The sequence below is a fragment of the Bordetella genomosp. 8 genome, from assembly GCF_002119685.1.
Lineage (GTDB): Bacteria > Pseudomonadota > Gammaproteobacteria > Burkholderiales > Burkholderiaceae_B > Bordetella_C.
The window spans coordinates 2352443-2370513 of record NZ_CP021108.1 but is presented as its reverse complement, the minus strand read 5'-3'; the positions used below and the strand labels follow the sequence as shown (position 1 = coordinate 2370513).

Below are 18071 nucleotides of genomic sequence, written 5' to 3'. Positions count from 1 at the left end.
CCACACCTGGCCCGCCGCAATTGAACCCGCCGTAACGGGTCACCCGCGTTGCGCATCGACGCGCAACGCGCCCTGCCCTCGCGTGAAATTGACGAACCATGCGTTCAAGCCGTCCAGCGCCAGCCTCGGCACGGACAAGGTCAGCGTCACGCCCTGCCCGTCGAACGCTTCGGCCGTCACCGTCGCGCCCGCCTGCGCCAGGCGCGCCTTCAGATGCTGCAGATCGGCATAGGCGCACGCGCAGGTCGCGGTGACCGTATCGACGATCTCCACCCGAGGCGCCAGCCGCAGGCAGTTGGCGGCCGTGCCGCCATAGGCGCGCGCCAGCCCGCCCGTCCCCAGGTTGATACCACCGTACCAGCGCGTCACCACCACCGCGACGCGGTCGCAATCCTGGCCTTCGATTGCCTGCAGCATGGGCCGTCCGGCGGTGCCGCCCGGCTCGCCGTCATCGCTGAACCGGTAGGCCGCGCCGATACGGTAAGCCCAGCAGTTGTGCGTGGCGCCTGGATCGGAATGCGCGGCGATGAAGGCCATCGCCGCGTCCACGTCGCCGACCGGGCCCGCATGCGCCAGGAAGACGCTTTTCTTGATCGTTTCCCGGTAGTCATGCGGCGCCGCCAGCGTGCTGGGCATGTCAGTCGCCGCCCGCCGGGACGGGCTGGCCGGCAACCGCCACAGGTTGGGATGGCGCCACGGCCTGGCCGCCCGTCGCCGCGGCGCGCGCGCCCCGCTGCAAGGCCAGCGCGATGCAGATCGCGATGGCGGCCGCCAATCCCGCGAACAGGAAGATCGCCGGATAGCCGAATCCCGTCACGATCAGCCCGGCTACCGGACCGGTGATACCCAGCGACAGATCCAGGAAAGCCGAGTACGCCCCCAGCGCCGCGCCCCGATTGCCGGGCGGCACGCGATTGACGGCCTCCACGCCCACCGAGGGGAACACCAGCGAAAAACCGAAACCCGTCAGCGCGGCGCCGGCCAGCGCCATCCACGGCGCGCTCGCCAGCCACAACAGCAGCAGGCCGATAATCTCCACGCTGATGGAAGCAATCGCCACCCGGAATCCGCCGAAGCGCCCGATGGTGCCACCCAGCAGCAGGCGCGCGCCGATGAAAAAGCAGCCGAACACGCTGAGCGACAGCGCCGCGCCATCCCAATGGTGAAAGGCGTAGTACAGCGTGACGAAGGCGGCGATCGAGCCGAAGCCCACCGACGCCAGCCCCAGCGCCAGCCCGTGCGGCAGCACGCGCGCCACGACCTGCGAGAACGCCATGCGCGCCCCGCCCACCACGGCCACCCGCGCACGCGGCGCGGCCAGCGCCAGGCCCAGCAGGCCGGCCGCCAGGACCGCCCAGCCCACGGCGCCGAACCCCCAATGCGACTGCAGCTGCACGCCCAGCGGCGCGCCGATGGCCAGCGCCCCGTAGGTACTGATGCCGTTCCAGGAAATCACCTTGGCCGTATGGCCCGCGCCGACGCGGCCGATGCCCCAGGTGATGCTGCCCGTGCCGACCCAGCTTTCGCCGAACCCCAGCACCAGCCGCCCGATGATCAAGGCGGTCAGGCTCAGCGCCGGCTGGTCGGCCAGCAGATGGGCCAGCAACAGGAACACGCCGCTTGCCGTACAGGCCGCCAATCCGATCAATACCGTCTGCTTCGGACCCACCGTGTCGGCCATGCGGCCCGCGTGGGAACGGCTCAATAGCGTCGCCACGTACTGCACGCTGATCACGACGCCCGCCAACACCGACCCATAGCCCAGGTCGCCATGGACGTAGCCCGGCAGGACCGCCATCGGCAGGCCGATGACCAGGTAGCACAGGAAAGTGAAGAAAACGATGGAGATGACTTGCAGCGTGACGGCATAGGCCGCCGGCTGGCTGCCGGGTCTGGCGATGGCGGAGGACATAATGGGGGAAACGGCGACCGAGGGTTTTCCCTAGTTTAACTCAGCGATTCCGCCGCCGGCCGCCTGACACCGCCGGGAGGCCACCTGAAGGCCGCCTTGCCCAGGCGACCGTGTCCTCCTGGCAACGCCGGCTCAGACGTCGATGCCGCGCGACGCCAGATAATCCTCGTAGCCGCCCCGATAGTCGACGATTTCCCCATCCGGCAGGATTTCGATCACCCGCGTCGCCAGTCCCGACACGAACTCCCGGTCGTGCGAAACGAAAAACAGCGTACCCTGGAATTTCTCCAGCGCGAACTGCAGCGATTCGATCGACTCCATGTCCAGGTGGTTGGTCGGCTCGTCCAGCAGCAGCACATTGTGCCGGCCCAGCATCAGCCGGCCGAAGGTCATGCGGTTCTTTTCGCCGCCGGACAGCACCTTGGGCGCCTTGGGCAGGTCGTCCGCCGAAAACAGCAGGCGTCCCAGCACCGAACGCACCGACTGATCGTCGTCGCCCGCCTGCCGGTAGTCATCCATCCAGTCGAACAGATTGATGTCTTCCTGCTGGAACTGGTCGGAGACGTCCTGCGCCATATAGCCCAGGTCGGCGTTTTCCGACCATTTGATCGACCCCGAATCCGGTTGCAGATCGCCCGCCAGCAGGCGCAGCAGCGTGGTCTTGCCCACGCCGTTCGCCCCGACGATGGCGATCTTTTCGCCCGCGTCCACCATTGCCGAGAAATTGCGGATGACGGGCGCGTCGTAGGCCTTGGACACGTTTTCGACGGTCACGGCCAGACGGTGCATGACCTTGTTCTGCTCGAAGCGGATATACGGGTTCTGGCGTGACGAAGGCTTGACCTCGACCTGGTCTGCCTTGATGCGGTCGATCTGCTTCAGGCGCGACGTGGCCTGGCGCGACTTTGACTTGTTGGCGGCGAAGCGGCGCACGAAGTCCTGCAGCTCGGCGATACGCTCCTTGGCCTTGGCGTTATTGGCCGACAGCCGCTCGCGCGCCTGCGTGGAAGCCAGCATGTAGTCGTCGTAGGTCCCGGGATAGATGCGGATCTCGCGGTAATCCAGGTCGGCCATGTGGGTGCAGACCTGGTTCAGGAAATGGCGATCGTGGCTGATGATGATCATCGTGCTCTGGTAGCCGTTCAGCACGTCTTCCAGCCAGCGGATCGTATTGATGTCCAGGTTGTTGGTCGGTTCGTCCAGCAGCAGCACGTCCGGATTGGAAAACAGCGCCTGCGCCAACAGCACGCGCAGCTTCCAGCCGGGAGCGATTTCCCGCATGGGCTGGTTGTGCTGGTCGACGGCGATGCCCAGGCCCAGCAACAGCTCGCCGGCGCGCGCCTCGGCCGTATAGCCGTCGTACTCGGCGAACTTGGCCTCCAGGTCCGCCGCGCGCATGTAGTCTTCTTCCGACGCGTCGGCGTTGGCATAGATGGCATCGCGTTCCGACATGGCGGCCCACATATCGGTGTGGCCCATCATCACCACGTCCAGCACGCGCTGGTCTTCGAAGGCGAACTGGTCCTGGCGCAGCTTGCCCAGCCGCATGCCGGGTTCAAGCGAAACGCTGCCGGCCGACGACTCGAGGTCGCCGCCGATGATTTTCATGAAGGTGGACTTGCCGGATCCGTTGGCCCCGATCAGTCCATACCGGTTGCCGTCCCCGAACTTGACGCTGACGTTCTCGAACAGGGGCTTGGGGCCGAACTGGATGGTTAGATTGGCTGTGGATATCACGTTGAGTCTGCAAAGGGCGGAACGAAACCCATCAGTGTACTCGCTGCTGCATGCCGCGATAGTTCGCCCCGCCATGCGGCGGGCCGGCGACGCTGCGCGACCCGGCGAAAAACGCCCTCCAGGTGGCCGAACGGCCACGGCGCGAAGCGTCCCTGATTCACCGGATCGCGGCCGGGGATGGTGACATTTGGATTAATCCCCGCTCGCTGATTGTCAAGGCATCGCAACGGGGATGTAATGCGAGCAAAAGCCCGGCCACCTTGCGCCGGGCCGCCGGCGCGGGGCTGGCAGGCATCGTTGAGGGCCACATCATGCTGCAGACGCTGGAAATCGAACACAAGCCCCAGGCCGCGCTGGTTTGGCTGTCCCGTCCAGATGTTCGCAACGCCCTGGATGGGCAGATGGTGGAGGAACTCAGGACCACCTACGCGAGCCTGGCCGACGACAGCCAGGTACGCGCCATCGTCCTGGCGGCACGGGGCATCGCGTTCTGCTGCGGCGCCGACGAGTCCTGGATGCGCGAAACCGCGCAGGCCGGGGAATCGGCCATCCTTGCCGACGCCCAGGCCTGCGCGGCCATGCTGGAGACGATATACCGCTGCCCCAAGCCGACCATCGTGCGGCTGCACGGCGCCTGCATGGGGATGGGCATGGGGCTGGCGGCCGCCTGCGATATCGCCATCGCGTCGTCCCAGGCGAGTTTCGCGCTGCCGGAAACGCGGCTGGGACTGATCCCTTCCATCATCGCCCCCTACGTCTTGCGGACCATGAGCCCACGCGACGCCACGCGCTGGTTCCTGACCGGCGAAACCTTCAGCGCGGGCGAGGCCTGGCGCATCGGCTTCGTCCACGGCCTGTCCGAGCCGGATTCGCTGGACATGCGGATCGCGGCCCTGGTGGATACCTTCATGCTGACGGCGCCGGACGCCGTCGCGGCGACCAAGGTGCTGGTGCACGAGTCGTGCAATCCGCGGGAAAAAGTGCGCCATGGCCATGGCGGCGGCACGGAGACGGCGTCGCCGCCGCCTACCGGCGCGGGCGACGGGATAAGCCTGGGCCCGACCTGGGGCGACGGCCTGGGGGGTGGCGCCCGCCTCCTCTGATGCAGCCTGTGCGCCGCGGACGGACCCCTGGCCGGTATCGGCCCGAGGCGGCTCGCTGGCTAGACGCCGGGATCCGGCGCTTCCGGCCGCACGCGGTTGCCTTCCAGCCTGGACCGATAGCGGTCCAGCGCGTTGAAGAGCAGCGGATTGGCCAGGATGGACAGAATGGCGCCGGCCAGGACCAGGTCCTGCCCTGCCTTGGGCAGGATTTCCTGGCTGACGCCCAGGCCCGCCAGGATGAACGAAAACTCGCCGATCTGCGCCAGGCTGGCGGAAATGGTCAGGGCCGTCAGCTTGGGATGGCGGAACGCCCGCACGATCACGTAGGACGCGATCGATTTGCCGACCACGATGATCAGGAAGGTGCCCAGCACGCCCCAGGGGTCGCGTATCAGGACCATCGGGTCGAACAGCATGCCCACCGATACGAAGAACAGTACGGAAAACGCATCGCGCAAGGGCAGCGATTCGTCCGCGGCGCGCTGGCTGAACTCGGACTCGGCCATCACCATGCCGGCGAAGAAGGCCCCCAGCGCGAAGGACACGTCGAACAGGGCAGTCGCCCCGTAGGCGATGCCCAGCGCGCAAGCCAGCACGCCCAGGCGGAAGAGTTCGCGGTTGCCGGTATACACGACCCGTTCCAGCAGCCATGGGATGACGCGCCGTCCGATCACCAGCATGACGACGACGAAGGCGGCCACCTTGAGCGCGGTCAGGCTCAGGATCATCCACAGCGATGTGTTGGCGCCATTATCCTCACGGCCACCCAACACGCCGGACAGCGCCGGAATCAGGACCAGCGCGGCGACCATCGCCAGGTCTTCCACGATGAGCCAGCCCACCGCGATCCGGCCGTCGTTGGTTTCGACGAGATCGCGGTCTTCCATGGCCTTGATCAGGACCACCGTGCTCGCGACGGACAGGGCCAGGCCGAACAGCAGGCCCGCCCCCATGTTCCATCCCAGCATCCATGACAGCCCCAGGCCCATCGCGGTCGCCGCGGCGATCTGCACGATGGCCCCGGGGACCGCGATGTGCTTGACCGACAGCAGGTCCCGCAATGAAAAGTGCAGGCCCACGCCGAACATCAGCAGGATCACGCCCAGTTCGGCAAGTTCGTTGGCGAGATGGCTGTCGGCGGTGAAGCCCGGCGTGTAGGGTCCACAGAGGATGCCCGCGCACAGATAGCCGATCAGGGGCGGCAGCTTGAGCCTGACCGCCAGGGCGGCAAGTATGAAGGCCAATACCAGACCGCCCACGATCGTCGTAATGAGCGGTGTGGAATGTGGCATGCAAGCTCCTGGAGATCGGCAGGTTGGCGGCGCCGCCTGGCGGCATCCTGAATATGGGCTGAATCGCGTTCAACCCTTGGAGGATATCATGGCGAGCCGGGGGCTCAGGCGCCCGGGTTCAAGCCAGGGCTACACGCGCCCCGGGACTCAGTGGCCGTGACCGTGGTCATGGCCGTGACCGTCATCGTGGTGATGATCGTGTTCGTCCAGCACAAGATGCACCATACCGGGTTCGGTGGCGATGCCTATCTTCTTCCCTACCGGCAATGTGGCCTTGGACCTGATATGCCCGTAGGGCAGGCCCGTCAGCACCGGGACCTTGACCGTCTTGCGCAGCCAGGCCACCACCGCCGGCATGTCGAAGCCGGCGTCGTGCGGCGCCAGGCGGTATTCGGTGAAATGGCCCAGCACGATGGCCTTCTGCTTCTGCAGGATGCCGGCCTGCCACAGCTGCGTCAGCATGCGCTCGACCCGGTAGGGATGTTCGCCGACGTCTTCCAGGAACAGGATACCGCCCTTGATCTTCGGCATGTACGGCGTGCCGACCAGCGAGGCCACCATGGCCAGCGTGCCGCCCCACAATATGCCGCGGCAATCCACGGGATCCGCATCCGGCGTTTCGAAGCTGAGGATTTCAAGCTCGCCGCGCATCAGCTCGCCGAACAAGGCGGTGGTCAATTCGTCCGCGCTCTTGCCCCCGAAATCGTAGATGGCGGTCGCGCCGGTGTAGCTGACCGCGCCGGTCTGCGCCAGCAGCGCCAGGTTGAACGCCGTGAAATCGCTCATGCCGACGAAGCGCTTGCCGCTGTCGGCCACGGCCTTCCAGTCGATCATGGGCAGCAGGCGCCCCAGCCCATAGCCGCCACGGGTGGCCATGACGATGGGCAGCTTCTGCTTCAGCGCCCGCGCAAGCGCCTTCAGCCGCTGTTCGTCCGTACCGGCGAAGCGCTGATGGGTGGCGGTGGCGGCGCGGTCGATCACCGTCGTGAACCCTTCGGCCTGCAGCCGCTGCCGGGCAAGCTCCAACGTGGCCGGATCCTGCACGGCGGAAGACGGTGAAAACAGGTAGATGCCTTGCTTGCTGCTCATTGGGTGATTTCCTTGAGGCGACGCGCCCGGAAAAACTGCCGCAGCACGTCGCCGCAGGGTTCCGCCAGGACGCCGCCATGAAACGACGTGTGGTGATTGAGTTGGGCCACGGCGCCGACGTCCAGCACGCTGCCGCAGGCGCCGGTCTTGGGATCGGCGGCGCCATAGCATACGCGCGCCAGCCGCGCATGCAGCATCGCCCCCATGCACATGACGCAGGGCTCCAGCGTGACATACAAGGTCAGGCCCGGCAGGCGGTAGTTGGCCAGCCGCCGCGCCGCCGCGCGCAGCGCGACGATCTCGGCATGCGCGGTCGGATCGGCATCGATGATGGTGCGGTTGTAGCCGGTGCCCAGCACCTGGCCCTGGGCGTCGACGACGACCGCGCCCACCGGCACCTCGCCGACCTGCCAGGCTGCCCGTGCCTGCTCCAGCGCCAGCTGCATCATCGCGGTATCGAACTCCGCCTGATCGCCGGCCACGACCGACGATATGGGCGCTATGGGCGGGATCGGATCAGCCACGGTAGGCCCGGGACTTCAAGGCGATACGATGGGCCAGGCTGGTCACCGCTTCTTCCAGCAGTTGGTAGAGTTCGGCATCTTCGTCATAGCGCGCGTGGTTCAGGTTGGAGACGCGGCCTTGTTCGATGAAGCCCCAGGCCCGGCTGCGCTTGTCGCGATGGCGCGGATCCCACACGCCGAAGGCGATGCCGCCCGCGCCACGTATCAGCGAAAAGCAAGGGATGTCGGTATAGCCATCGCCCACGAAGACCATCTGGTCGAAGGGCACGCGCAGGCGGTCCTCCGGCACCTTCCGGTTGACCTCGAAAGGCTTGTTGCGGAATTCGCGTCCGATGATGCCTTTCTGGATATGGAACAGATAGCGCGTCTTGTCGGTGAAGCTGACGACCCGGCGGGGAAACTCGATGCCGCCAGCCGTGTCGTAGGTGAATTCCGACGCCCAGATTTCCGTGAATTCATGCGCGATGGCGGTGGAGCGCACCACGTCGCCGATCCCGCTGGAGATCAGATAGAACTCCAGCGAAACCTGGGGCTGCGCTTCGCGCACCGCGTCGCGCAGGCGCTGGAATACCGTGGTGACGCCATCGTGCAGGGGCAGCCGGCCGCCCCACTCGCGCAGGCGTTCGCGCGTGATGGCGCCGCCGTGGCTGCCCGCGCGGGACAGCTGGATCATGCGATACAGGTAGGCCGGCACCGGATCCCAGTCATGCTCGAACAACAGCGGGCCCACCTGGTCCTTCCAGAAGCCAGCCGTGTCCACGCCGATGCTGTCCAGAAAGCCTGAGGTGCTATCGGGCGCAAGCGTATCGTCGAAATCGAAAATCAGGGCGATGACGTCGGACATGAACAAAGCGCGGCGTAAGGGTAGCCGCCATTTTGCCTGAATTCACCAGACCCACGCAGGCCCGCGCCGTGGCGATGCGTCCACCTGACAGCCTTTGGCGAGCGGAACACGCCGCGGCTCAGGCGCTCGAGGACACCGCCGCGGGGACGCGCCGGCGGCTCTTGAAGAACTGCCACATCAGACGCGCGGCGTCGGGCCCGTGGCGCGCATGGAACCGCACGCGCCCGTCGCCGCCGCTCCAGGCATGGCCCAGCCCGGGCACTTCGCACAAGGTCACGACGCTGCCGCGGCCGGCCGGCACATCGATGCGCAGATGGTGGCGGTCCGTGCCCGACGCTTCGGCCTCCGCGCCCGCGGTCTCATCCAGCTCCAACCCGTTGGCCCACGCCAGTTGCGCCAGCAATTGGCGTCCGCTGCGCTTGTCCACCACCGCGTCACTATCGCCTTGCAGGATGATGGCCGGCATGCCCGGGAAAGCGGCACGATCCGGCAGCAGCGTGGCCATGGCCTGCGCCGGTGGCAGGGCCGCCCCGTGCCGCATGGCGCGCAAGCCTTCGCCCGCGCTTCTTGCGCTGCCCAGCACCGGCCCGGAATGCATGCCCAGCGCGGCGAACACCCCCGGATGCCGCAGCGCCGCCAGCGCGGCCATGCCGGCCCCCGCGGACAGGCCGGCGATGTACACCCGCGTCGGATCGACGCGGTAATCCTCGATGGCGGCCATGGCGATGCCGGCGATCGCGTCGGCCTCCGCATAGCCGTGCGCGGCGTCGGGCTGGTACCAGTGCCAGCAGCGATGGCGCTGCGCCCGCTGCGACTGTTGCGGATAGACGAGCAGCAGGCCTTCGCGGTCGGCCAGTCGATGCATGCGCGTGCCCAGGGCGAAATCCGTGGCGCTCTGCTCGCAGCCGTGCAGCATGATCAGCATCGGACAGTCCTTGCGCAGCCGGGGCGGCGCGTAGACGAAATATGACAGCCGCACCGGCCAGGCGCCCGGGATAGGGGGCGTACGGTATATGCGCGTCTTCCATGTGCCGGCGTAGGCGGTCGCGTCGAACTCCGAGGCAACATCGGCGTTGCCGGCGATGCGGGCAGCGGGCGACCTGGCCCCCTTCGCCACAGGGGTCTTGGCGCGCTTGGCGGCCGCCGCGGGCTTGGCCGCCTTGGCGGGTTTTTTACGCGCTCGCGCGGGGCTGTCTTCGAACAACCCTGGCATGCCCAGGCGCCACGCCGTCCGCTGCAGCCGCGCCACTTTGCGAGCGGTGGAAAAGAACAGCGTGGACAACTTGCTTCGCATCACGTTCTGCCTGACGGACGATTGTTATGGCTCCCATTTAACGCCTTATGCTGCGTTGCAGCAACCGCCGCGTGCGCTCACCGAGCGGTACACGGCTTGCGCAGGCTGAGCTGGTTCCTTCACTACCTCAGCCCATGTCCACGATTCCCATCCACGTCCGCAAAGGCCAGGCGCCCGGCAAACTGTCGCGTGAGCAATTCCGCGAGCGTTTCCTGCGGCGGTTCTACGATCCCGCGTTCCGCGCCGAACAAGCCGCGATCGAACGCCTGGAAGCCATCGCCTGGGATGGCTATCGGAACAGCCGCAAGGCACCCATCACCGAAAAAGCCGGCCCTGGCGCCGCCGATCCGGACTACGACCTGTCGGTCGAATGGAAGGCGGCTTCGGCGCGGCTGCGGCAAGCCGCACATATCCAGGCGCAAGCAGGCACGCCCTCACGGGTGCTCCTGATCGCCGGCAGCTCGCGCAACGACGGCACCTGTCCGGGCGAAATATCCAAGACCTGGCGGTTGACCGACCTGGCCAGGTCGGTGCTGGACGGCGCCGGCATGGAAACCGACGTGCTGGACTTGAGCCGGCTGACCTCCGAATACGAGCGCATCATCTACCCATGCAAGGGCTGCGTGTCGACCGCCATGCCCTTGTGCCACTGGCCGTGCAGCTGCTACCCGAACCACTCGCTGGGACAGGTGAACGACTGCATGAACGACATTTACGAACAATGGGTACGGGCACATGCGGTGATTCTGCTGGCGCCCACGTACTGGTACCAGTCGCCCAGCCCGTTGAAGCTGATGATGGACCGGCTGGTCTGCGCGGACGGCGGCAATCCGGATCCCTCTTCCACCTCGGGCAAGGACCCCTCGAAGGCCAAGCAGCTGGAACTCGCGGGATGGCCTTATCCCAAGCATCTGGCCGGCCGGGTCTACGGGCTGGTCGTGCATGGCGATGTCGCCGGCATCGAGGGCCAGCGGCGCGCATTGAGCGATTGGCTGGAGTGGATGGGCTTGATCGCCGCGGGCGCGTCGGCTCGGCTGGACCGCTACGTCGGCTACTACCAACCCTATGCCACCAGCCATGACGACCTGGACGCCGACCATGCCGTGCAGGAGGAAGTCCGTAACGTCGCGCGCGCGGTCGCAACCGCGGTCAGGCAGGTGCGTGAAGGCAGGATGGGCCGGCCGGACGACGGCTTGAAGGATCCTCGACCCAAATGAATGACAACAGGAATGACAAAAGCAAAACGGAAAAGCAAAACGGCCCGCATATTGCCGGGCCGGTTTGCTCCATTGCCTTGCCGTTTATTTACTGACGCGGCATCGTGCCATAGGGCGCTGCGCCGGGGGTGCCGTAGCCGGCGGGCGGCATGGCCGGGGGCGGCGCCAGCGGTTGGGCCGGCTGCATGGAGCCGGGTTGCGTATAGCCCGGTTGGGTATAGCCAGGCTGCGGCGCCGCGCCCGGGGTGCCCGCCGGCACCTGGATGACGGTTTCCCGCAGCACGCCGCCGCCGGAGACGCTGCCCTGCACGGTGGTATTGCCCTGGCCCGACATCTGGATCATGCAATCCCGACGCTGGTTGGCGGGCAGCGAGTCGCAGCGCGCCGTCGCGTTGCGCTGCGCGTCCGTCGGGGTGGTCAGGCCATTGCGGCGGCGCTCGACCAGCGAAGCGCCGGCCTCGCGCATGCAAGCGGCCTGGTCCTGGCCGGAGGCGCCGCTCTTGCAGCGCGCGACGTCGTCACGATATTGCGCATCCGTACCGGACGCGGACCATGCCGGGGCGGCGGCGCCCAATACGCCCGCCGCGCAGAATGCCAATCCCATTGCCGACAGTTTGATTCGATGCGTCATGCTTGACCTCCTAGTCCGATGGCCGCTGGTGCGGCACGTTCGCGAAAGCCACGGTACAGCAAGCGCCGTGCCCATGGATGAGCATAGACGCTTATGCGTTGCCGCGCACCGTACCGGCATCCATTCTTTTGAAAATCAGCGTCGACATCAGCGTGACGCCACCCACGCATATGAAGGTCCAGCGAAAGCCCCAGGCGTCCGCATGGGCGCCATGTGAAAACGCGCCCACCAGGCCGCCGCTCAGGCTGACGCCCAGGCTCAATGCCAGCATCTGCACCATGGAAAACAGGCTGTTGCCGCTGCCCGCGTCCTCCACGCTGAGGCCCTTGAGCGTCACGCTGTTCATGGCCGCGAACTGCATGGAATTGGCGCCGCCGAAGATCGCCAACTGCAGGATCTGCAGGGCCAGCGGCCAGCCGGGCGTGATCAGGGCGAAGGACATGATGGACACCCCCACCACGATGGTGTTCACCGACAGGAAGGCCTCGTATCCGTAATGGCGCACCAGGGGCGCCACCCAACGCTTGGTGAGCAGCGCCGCCAGCGCCACGGGGAACAGCATCATCCCCGCGTAGAAAGGCTCGTAGCCCAGCTGCAATTGCAGCAGCAGCGGCAACAGGAAGGCGACGCCGCTGCTGCCCACGCGCGATACCAGGTTGCCGACCAGCCCCATGCTGAAGGTCGCGTCGCGGAACAGGCCCAGGCGAAAGAGCGGCCGCGCCCGGTTGCGCGCATAGGCGATGTAGGCGAAAACCGTGAAGGCGCTCAGCGCCATCAGGCCGGCGGTATAGATGACGCGGTCGGGCCCCTCCGAACCTTCCATGCCCAGCGAGAACGCCACCATGCAGGTCGAGAGCAAGGTGAAACCGACAAAATCGAAGGCCGGCGTCGACGCGGTCGTCTCCGGCGGAATGAAGCGCCGCACCGCGAACAGGCCGACGATGCCGATGGGGATGTTGATCAGGAAGATCCAGTGCCAGGTGAGCACCTGCACCAGCCAGCCGCCGGTCATGGGCCCGATCATCGGTCCCACCTGCCCGGCGATGGAGATCAGGGCCAGCGCGGCGATATAGGCGTCGCCCCGCACCGATCGCAGGATGGACAGGCGTCCGATGGGCAGCAGCATCGACCCGCCGACCCCCTGCACCACCCGCGCGATCACCAGTTGCGACAGCGAGCCCGCCATGGCGCAGAACAGCGAGCCCAGCACGAAGATCAGGATGGACGTGAAGTACAGGCGGCGTATGCCGAAACGATCGGCCAGCCAGCCCGACGCGGGCGTGAGCATGGCCATCGACAGGGAGTACGCCACGATGACGGGGCGCATGGCCAGCGGCAACTCGTGCAGGCTGTCCGCCATCGCGGGCAGCGCGGTGTTGACGATCGTGGCGTCCAGGGACTGCATGAAAAACCCCGCGGCGACTACCCACAGCATGCCGCGGTGTGACGAACCTTCCTTCATTTCCCCTCGCTATGGGCGGGGCTGCCGCGTCGTGCGCGGCGCCTCATGCGCCCGGATTCCGCAATGATAGGCCGATCGCCTATGATCGCGAAATCCGCCGGAACAAGGCCTCGAAATCCCCGGTTTTCACGGCATATTCGTTCAGCGTATCGTCAGCAACGCGCTCAGGCGCGACGGGCCAGGGAGGCCTACACGTGAATCGAGTCAACACGTTTTCCGCGCATGCCCATGCGCTTGGCGTCCAGGTCTTCGGTGCCCCGGCCGATGCCGATGGCACCGTGCGTGGCATGGCCGGCTATCTGCGGGACCTGGGCCTGGACGACCTGGTCGCGATGGAATCATGGCGCGACGACGACGGCCCCGTCTCGGGCTGGCGCCTGACGGAAGCCGCGGCGGCGCAATGGGCGCCGGGGCATGACACGACCCGGCTGGCCGAGGCGCTGGAAGCGCGCTTCCCGGGGGATGCCCGCAACCTGGAACGCGAAATCGTGCTCGCCATGCTGGCCGCGCCGGTCCCCTTCCGCTATCCCAGCCATGACGAGTTCGTTTCAGCAGTGCGCATCAAGCTGAACATCGTCCATGCCGCCAGCCTGACCGAACTGGCCTTCGATACCGAACATGCCGAACGTCCCGAAGACTATTGGACCTACGACGAAGCGCGCGGCTTCACCATTCTTCCCGGCAAATCGCTGATCGAAGGCCTGATCAAGGCGACCCAGCCGGAAGCCTCGGGCAAGCTGTACTCGTTTTCCTGCTATCGCGCGACCGAGTACGTGACCTTGCTGGGCATCGCCCAGGAACTGGCGGTCAGCAATCCCGCGCTATTGGCCGAGTTGCAGCGGCATTGGGAGCAGCGCGCCATCATGTCCGGCCTGTTCCACGACGTATTCCTGCGCGAATACGGCTCCATGGAAGCGCCCCTGCCGCCGCGGTTCTACGTGCCGGGCGACCGGCTGTGGTTTCGCAATCCGGACGAACATTCCTCCAACGTCGAAGGTTTCGAAGGCTCCTGGGTGTTCTACCTGGGCGGGGGGATGTTCAACAATTTCTGGAAGCACAGGCAGCCCTTCAGCCTGACCGCCAAGTGTGTGGAGATCTACCATTGGCGGCACGGCGTTCATACGGACGACAAGGGCGTGCTGCGCCTGGATGAAAGCCTCGTCGAGGAGCGGGTGCGCGCGTCGATGAGCGACCCGGCCGAAGTCGACCGTATCCTGAAGCTGATGGTTCGCCTGCGCGAACCGCGCGGCGTGTATATCGATGGCGGCTGCATCGATACCACGCGCGAGTGCGTGCGCTGGGTGCGGCCGGGGACCGCGGATCTGGTGCTGCCGGCGTTGTAGCCGGCCCCGTGGCCGGCCCGTCGGCGGAAGCGACACCGACAGGCCGGGCCGTATCGCCCGTATACGCCGGCGTGCGCGCCTATCCGCCGCTGCGCAACGCGCTATAGATCTTGTAGCCCACGCGCCCGTCCTGCGGCAGGCCCAGGCGCTGCTGTTCCGCCGCCACGGCCTGGCGCGTCTTGCTGCCGGGAATGCCATCCGGCGTACCGACGTCATAACCGCGCGCGGCCAGCAGCCCTTGCAATTCCTTGATCTGCGCCCGCGACAGGCCAGGATCGTCGGTGGGCCAGGCGGCGATCAATCCCGGGCCGCCCTTCAGCCGGTTGGTCAGCAGGCTCACCGCCAGCGCGTACTTATGCGACTGGTTGTAGTGCAGGATCGCATCGAAATTGCGCGTGGCCAGGAAGGCCGGACCGCGCGAACCCGTGGGCGCGAACAGGTATGCCTGCACCGTCTGCCACGGCTGCGAAACGGCGACCGTGGACAAGGGCGTGCCATCGGCACGCGTCACGCCGGCATCGCTCCATTGCGACAGGGTGCGGCGATCGTCGCGGTTCATGATCTCGTCGTCGGGCGATGCCGGCAGCGTCGCCGCCATCGACGGCGGCAGGCGCACCTCGATGACCGCGGGCATGCCGCGGGTCCAGGTCGCCCTGCGCTTGAGCAGGTGATTGGCGGTGGACGCCAGCGCATCGGGCAGCGACCCATACAGATCGATGCGGCCGTCGCCGTCGCCATCGGCCGCCAGTTCGTAGAACGACGTCGGGATGAACTGCGTCATGCCGAAGGCGCCGCTCCATGACCCGATGAAGTTGTCGCGCGTGACGGTGCCGTCGCGCAGCAGGCGCACGGACGCGTAGACGTTCTTGACCCACAAGGGCTTCTGCTCGGTGCAGGCGCGCGTCAACCAGGCGTTCAGCACGTCCACCTTGCCCAGCTGGGAGCCGTAGTTGGTCTCGATGCCGAAGATGGCGACCAGCGGTTCGCTGTCGATCTGGTAGCGGTCGTCGATCCTGTCCAGCGCGTCGCGGGACTTGTCCATGACGCCCTTGCCATCGGCAACGCGCTGGTCGTCCACGGTCTTGGCGATGTAGTCCCACCAGGTTTCCTTGCCTTCCGGCTGCGCCTTGGCCGCCGCGACGGTGACCGCGAGCAGGCGCGTATTCTGGGTATAGCGATCGAAATCCGCCACGCTGACGCCGTTGGCGGGCGCGCCGTTGCGCAGGGTGGCCAGGCACTGGGCGGGATCGCGGTCCTGTTCGGCCGGCGCCGCGCCGGCCGTGGGCATCGCGGGCGCGGTGCCGGCCACGGGGGACGACGGTCCCGCGCCCTGGGCCGACGCGCTGGTGGCGGGCTGGGCGCAGCCGGCGATGCCGGCCGCCGTCAGCAACAGGACGGGAAGCCAGCGGGCGAAACCTGGCGCAATGCGCATGCGCGGCGCCTGCGGCGAAGGGAGCGAACGTTGCGTGGAGAGATCGGTGCTGGATTGAAGCAAAGGCATCTCGATGTCGCGGCACGCGCGGACGCGTGCGGGTGGTTGGTGGACCACCTATGGTAACGCGCCCTGCCGCGGACCCAGCCTGGCCACCAGCGCCCTGTGCCGGGGATACGCCAGCGCCAGGCGTTCGACGTCGGCCAATTCGAAATCGCTGAACTCGAATCCCGGCGCGACCGTGCAACCGACCAGGGTATGGCGGTCCGTGCGCACCCGTTCCGCGGCGAACCAGCAGCCGGCCGGCACGACGGCCTGGAACACGCAGCCCGGGTCGTCGACCGCATTGCCCAGGCGATGGGTCGTCAATGCGCCCTGCTCGTCCAGCACATGGACCAGCAAGGTGCCGCCGGCATAGAAATGCCAGATCTCATCGGAACGGATACGGTGCCAGGCCGACCATGCATCGCCGCTCAGCATGTAATAGATGGCGGTGCTGGCCGAACGTTGCACCGCCAGCGTGGGCCGATGCACGGCTTCCGCCGCGCGATAGGTTTCACGGTAGTAGCCGCCTTCCGGATGCGGCCGCAACCCCAGGCGATCGATCAGGTGCCGCGCTTCGGCGTCATCGTTTGCCACGCCCTACTCCAGGCTCATCGACGCGGCATGCTCACGTCCCAGGCAAGCCGAGAGCGCGCGGCGCTGCCGGCCCTGCGCGTCGAAGTTATCCGGCGCCAGCCATGCCTCATAGCCAGTCCGCAGCGTTGCCCACTCGCTATCCAGCATGGAAAACCACGCGGTATCCCGCGTGCGCCCCTTGTAGACGATGGCCTGGCGAAAGATACCCTCGAAGGTGAACCCATAGCGCATCGCGGCCTTGCGCGACGGCTCGTTCAGGCTGTCGCATTTCCATTCATAGCGGCGGTAGCCGAGTTCATCGAATATGCGCTTCATGAACAGGTACTGCGCTTCCGTCGCGTGCGGCGTACGCTGCAGCAGCGGCGAATAGGTCACGTGCCCCACCTCGATCACCCCATTGGCCGGATCGATGCGCATGAGCGCCGCGCTGCCGATGGCCTTGCCGGTAGCCCTGTCGACGATGGCGTGGTGCAAGGGGTCGGTGCTCGCGGCGGCCTTGTCCAGGTAGGCATCGAACGCGGCCCGATCGGGAAAGGGTTCGTTGGACAGGTAGGTCCACAGGCGGCCGTCCGGCGCCTGGCTGTAGGCGTGGTACAGATCGTCGCCATGGCGCGCCGGATCCAGCGGTTCGATGCGGCAAAAGCGTCCTTGCATGGGCGTGGCCGGCGGACGCGGCCGCGGCGTCCATCCCGGCAGCGCGTCGCCTATCGGTTGTCCATAGTCGTTGATGCGGCTCATGCCAGCTTCTCCAGCAGCGCCTGCGCGGCGGCCGGCGCTTTTTCCTTGTGGCCGTTGATGAAATAGATGAAGACGTCGCGGCCCTTGGCACTGGGCTTGGCCTTCGCCGCGTCGACGTAGGGCAGGTCCTCCGGCTGGCCGCCGGCCGCCCAGGTCCGGGCCCGCTCGGCCCAGGCCGTCAGCGCCTTGGGCGGATAGCCGGCGCGGTTGTCGGGACTGGCGCGCATCAGCCGCGCATAGGCGAAATCCGCCGTCAGGTCGGCGAAGGACGGGAACTTGTCAGAGTCGGTGTACACGGTCGCCACCTTGTATTTGCGCGCCAGCTTCAGGTAGGCGGCGTCCATGAAGCTGTCGTGGCGTACGTCCATGACGTGGCGCAGGCGGCGGCCGTCGACCTTGGCGGGCAGCAAGGCCAGGAAGGCCTCGAAGTCCTCGGCGTCGAAAACCTTGGTGGGCGCGAATTGCCAGACGATGGGACCGAGCTTGTCACCCAGTTCGCCGAGCCCGCTGCCGATGAAGCGCTGCACCGAATCGCCGGCTTCGGCCAGCACACGCCGGTTGGTGGCGTAGCGCGTGGCCTTGAGCGAAAACACGAAATCGTCCGGCGTTTCGTCGCGCCAGCGCGCGAAGGACGCGGGCTTCTGCGTGCTGTAGTAGGTGCCGTTGATCTCGATGGCGGTCACCTGCCGGCTGGCGTACTCCAGTTCGCGGCTGTGCGGCAGGCCGTCAGGATAGAAGTTCTTGCGCCAGGGTTCGAAGGTCCATCCGCCGATGCCAGTGCGTATGCGGCCTGCAGCCATATGCGTTCTCCGAT

Annotated in this window: 17 protein-coding genes; 3 read left to right on the top strand and 14 right to left on the bottom strand. The window is 66.9% G+C overall.

Annotation, left to right across the window (positions count from 1 at the left end; translation table 11 throughout):
* Positions 1-39: 39 nt before the first annotated feature.
* The 3 genes from CAL12_RS10945 to CAL12_RS10935 form a co-directional block, all read right to left on the bottom strand.
* The gene (locus tag CAL12_RS10945) at positions 40-636 is read right to left on the bottom strand and encodes an IMPACT family protein (RefSeq protein WP_086064499.1); all 597 of its coding nucleotides are present in this window, start codon (positions 634-636) and stop codon (positions 40-42) included.
* Position 637: 1 nt separating this feature from the next.
* On the bottom strand, positions 638-1912 hold the full coding sequence (locus CAL12_RS10940) for an MFS transporter (protein ID WP_086064498.1): 1275 nt from the start codon (positions 1910-1912) through the stop codon (positions 638-640).
* A 132-nt stretch (positions 1913-2044) separates the two neighbouring features.
* Positions 2045-3649, bottom strand: a complete 1605-nt coding sequence (locus CAL12_RS10935; protein ID WP_157792957.1) for an ABC-F family ATPase — start codon at positions 3647-3649, stop codon at positions 2045-2047.
* A gap of 311 nt (positions 3650-3960) precedes the next feature.
* On the opposite strand from CAL12_RS10935, the gene CAL12_RS10930 reads away from it, so the two are divergent.
* The gene (locus tag CAL12_RS10930) at positions 3961-4752 is read left to right on the top strand and encodes an enoyl-CoA hydratase-related protein (RefSeq protein WP_086067817.1); all 792 of its coding nucleotides are present in this window, start codon (positions 3961-3963) and stop codon (positions 4750-4752) included.
* Positions 4753-4811: 59 nt separating this feature from the next.
* On the opposite strand, the gene CAL12_RS10925 is transcribed toward CAL12_RS10930, so the two are convergent.
* From CAL12_RS10925 to CAL12_RS10905, 5 genes are all read right to left on the bottom strand, one after another.
* On the bottom strand, positions 4812-6044 hold the full coding sequence (locus CAL12_RS10925; RefSeq protein ID WP_086064497.1) for a cation:proton antiporter domain-containing protein: 1233 nt from the start codon (positions 6042-6044) through the stop codon (positions 4812-4814).
* Positions 6045-6191: 147 nt separating this feature from the next.
* Positions 6192-7133 carry an LD-carboxypeptidase gene (locus CAL12_RS10920; protein WP_086064496.1) on the bottom strand — a complete coding sequence of 314 codons (942 nt, stop codon included), beginning with the start codon at positions 7131-7133 and terminating at the stop codon, positions 6192-6194.
* Complete coding sequence (gene tadA, locus CAL12_RS10915; RefSeq protein ID WP_086067816.1) at positions 7130-7582, bottom strand: tRNA adenosine(34) deaminase TadA; 453 nt, start codon at positions 7580-7582, stop codon at positions 7130-7132. The genes CAL12_RS10920 and tadA overlap by 4 nt, the downstream gene beginning before the upstream one ends.
* 67 nt (positions 7583-7649) lie before the next feature.
* A complete protein-coding gene (locus CAL12_RS10910) occupies positions 7650-8501 on the bottom strand; it encodes an HAD family hydrolase (protein ID WP_086067815.1) in 852 nt (283 codons plus the stop codon).
* 118 nt (positions 8502-8619) lie between these two features.
* Positions 8620-9795: an extracellular catalytic domain type 1 short-chain-length polyhydroxyalkanoate depolymerase gene (locus CAL12_RS10905; RefSeq protein WP_086064495.1), complete on the bottom strand. Its 1176-nt coding sequence runs from the start codon at positions 9793-9795 to the stop codon at positions 8620-8622.
* A gap of 134 nt (positions 9796-9929) precedes the next feature.
* On the opposite strand from CAL12_RS10905, the gene CAL12_RS10900 reads away from it, so the two are divergent.
* Positions 9930-11012, top strand: a complete 1083-nt coding sequence (locus CAL12_RS10900) for a flavodoxin family protein (protein ID WP_086064494.1) — start codon at positions 9930-9932, stop codon at positions 11010-11012.
* Between the two features lie 88 nt (positions 11013-11100).
* Here CAL12_RS10900 and CAL12_RS10895 read toward each other — a convergent pair whose 3' ends face one another.
* Together CAL12_RS10895 and CAL12_RS10890 are read right to left on the bottom strand one after the other, a co-directional pair.
* Positions 11101-11643 carry a hypothetical protein gene (locus CAL12_RS10895; protein WP_086064493.1) on the bottom strand — a complete coding sequence of 181 codons (543 nt, stop codon included), beginning with the start codon at positions 11641-11643 and terminating at the stop codon, positions 11101-11103.
* 91 nt (positions 11644-11734) lie between these two features.
* On the bottom strand, positions 11735-13105 hold the full coding sequence (locus CAL12_RS10890; RefSeq protein ID WP_086064492.1) for an MFS transporter: 1371 nt from the start codon (positions 13103-13105) through the stop codon (positions 11735-11737).
* Between the two features lie 194 nt (positions 13106-13299).
* On the opposite strand from CAL12_RS10890, the gene CAL12_RS10885 reads away from it, so the two are divergent.
* Positions 13300-14448: a hypothetical protein gene (locus CAL12_RS10885; RefSeq protein WP_086064491.1), complete on the top strand. Its 1149-nt coding sequence runs from the start codon at positions 13300-13302 to the stop codon at positions 14446-14448.
* A 79-nt stretch (positions 14449-14527) separates the two neighbouring features.
* Here CAL12_RS10885 and CAL12_RS10880 read toward each other — a convergent pair whose 3' ends face one another.
* The 4 genes from CAL12_RS10880 to CAL12_RS10865 form a co-directional block, all read right to left on the bottom strand.
* Positions 14528-15880, bottom strand: coding sequence for a lytic murein transglycosylase (locus CAL12_RS10880; RefSeq protein WP_232464777.1), 1353 nt, complete (start codon positions 15878-15880; stop codon positions 14528-14530).
* A 117-nt stretch (positions 15881-15997) separates the two neighbouring features.
* On the bottom strand, positions 15998-16519 hold the full coding sequence (locus tag CAL12_RS10875) for a cupin domain-containing protein (RefSeq protein WP_086064489.1): 522 nt from the start codon (positions 16517-16519) through the stop codon (positions 15998-16000).
* A 3-nt stretch (positions 16520-16522) separates the two neighbouring features.
* On the bottom strand, positions 16523-17257 hold the full coding sequence (locus CAL12_RS10870) for a GNAT family N-acetyltransferase (protein WP_086064488.1): 735 nt from the start codon (positions 17255-17257) through the stop codon (positions 16523-16525).
* A complete protein-coding gene (locus CAL12_RS10865; protein WP_086064487.1) occupies positions 17254-18057 on the bottom strand; it encodes a DUF72 domain-containing protein in 804 nt (267 codons plus the stop codon). The genes CAL12_RS10870 and CAL12_RS10865 overlap by 4 nt, the downstream gene beginning before the upstream one ends.
* Positions 18058-18071: the final 14 nt, after the last annotated feature.

Bases quoted from the DNA above. Each gene is read 5' to 3' on its own strand.
- CAL12_RS10925 (WP_086064497.1), bottom strand. From the start codon at position 6,044: ATGCCACATTCCACACCGCTCATTACGACGATCGTGGGCGGTCTGGTA.
- CAL12_RS10920 (WP_086064496.1), bottom strand. From the start codon at position 7,133: ATGAGCAGCAAGCAAGGCATCTACCTGTTTTCACCGTCTTCCGCCGTG.
- CAL12_RS10895 (WP_086064493.1), bottom strand. From the start codon at position 11,643: ATGACGCATCGAATCAAACTGTCGGCAATGGGATTGGCATTCTGCGCG.
- tadA (WP_086067816.1), bottom strand. From the start codon at position 7,582: ATGATGCAGCTGGCGCTGGAGCAGGCACGGGCAGCCTGGCAGGTCGGC.
- CAL12_RS10940 (WP_086064498.1), bottom strand. From the start codon at position 1,912: ATGTCCTCCGCCATCGCCAGACCCGGCAGCCAGCCGGCGGCCTATGCC.
- CAL12_RS10865 (WP_086064487.1), bottom strand. From the start codon at position 18,057: ATGGCTGCAGGCCGCATACGCACTGGCATCGGCGGATGGACCTTCGAA.
- CAL12_RS10910 (WP_086067815.1), bottom strand. From the start codon at position 8,501: ATGTCCGACGTCATCGCCCTGATTTTCGATTTCGACGATACGCTTGCG.
- CAL12_RS10870 (WP_086064488.1), bottom strand. From the start codon at position 17,257: ATGAGCCGCATCAACGACTATGGACAACCGATAGGCGACGCGCTGCCG.
- CAL12_RS10880 (WP_232464777.1), bottom strand. From the start codon at position 15,880: ATGCGCATTGCGCCAGGTTTCGCCCGCTGGCTTCCCGTCCTGTTGCTG.
- CAL12_RS10930 (WP_086067817.1), top strand. From the start codon at position 3,961: ATGCTGCAGACGCTGGAAATCGAACACAAGCCCCAGGCCGCGCTGGTT.
- CAL12_RS10945 (WP_086064499.1), bottom strand. From the start codon at position 636: ATGCCCAGCACGCTGGCGGCGCCGCATGACTACCGGGAAACGATCAAG.
- CAL12_RS10905 (WP_086064495.1), bottom strand. From the start codon at position 9,795: ATGCGAAGCAAGTTGTCCACGCTGTTCTTTTCCACCGCTCGCAAAGTG.
- CAL12_RS10900 (WP_086064494.1), top strand. From the start codon at position 9,930: ATGTCCACGATTCCCATCCACGTCCGCAAAGGCCAGGCGCCCGGCAAA.
- CAL12_RS10890 (WP_086064492.1), bottom strand. From the start codon at position 13,105: ATGAAGGAAGGTTCGTCACACCGCGGCATGCTGTGGGTAGTCGCCGCG.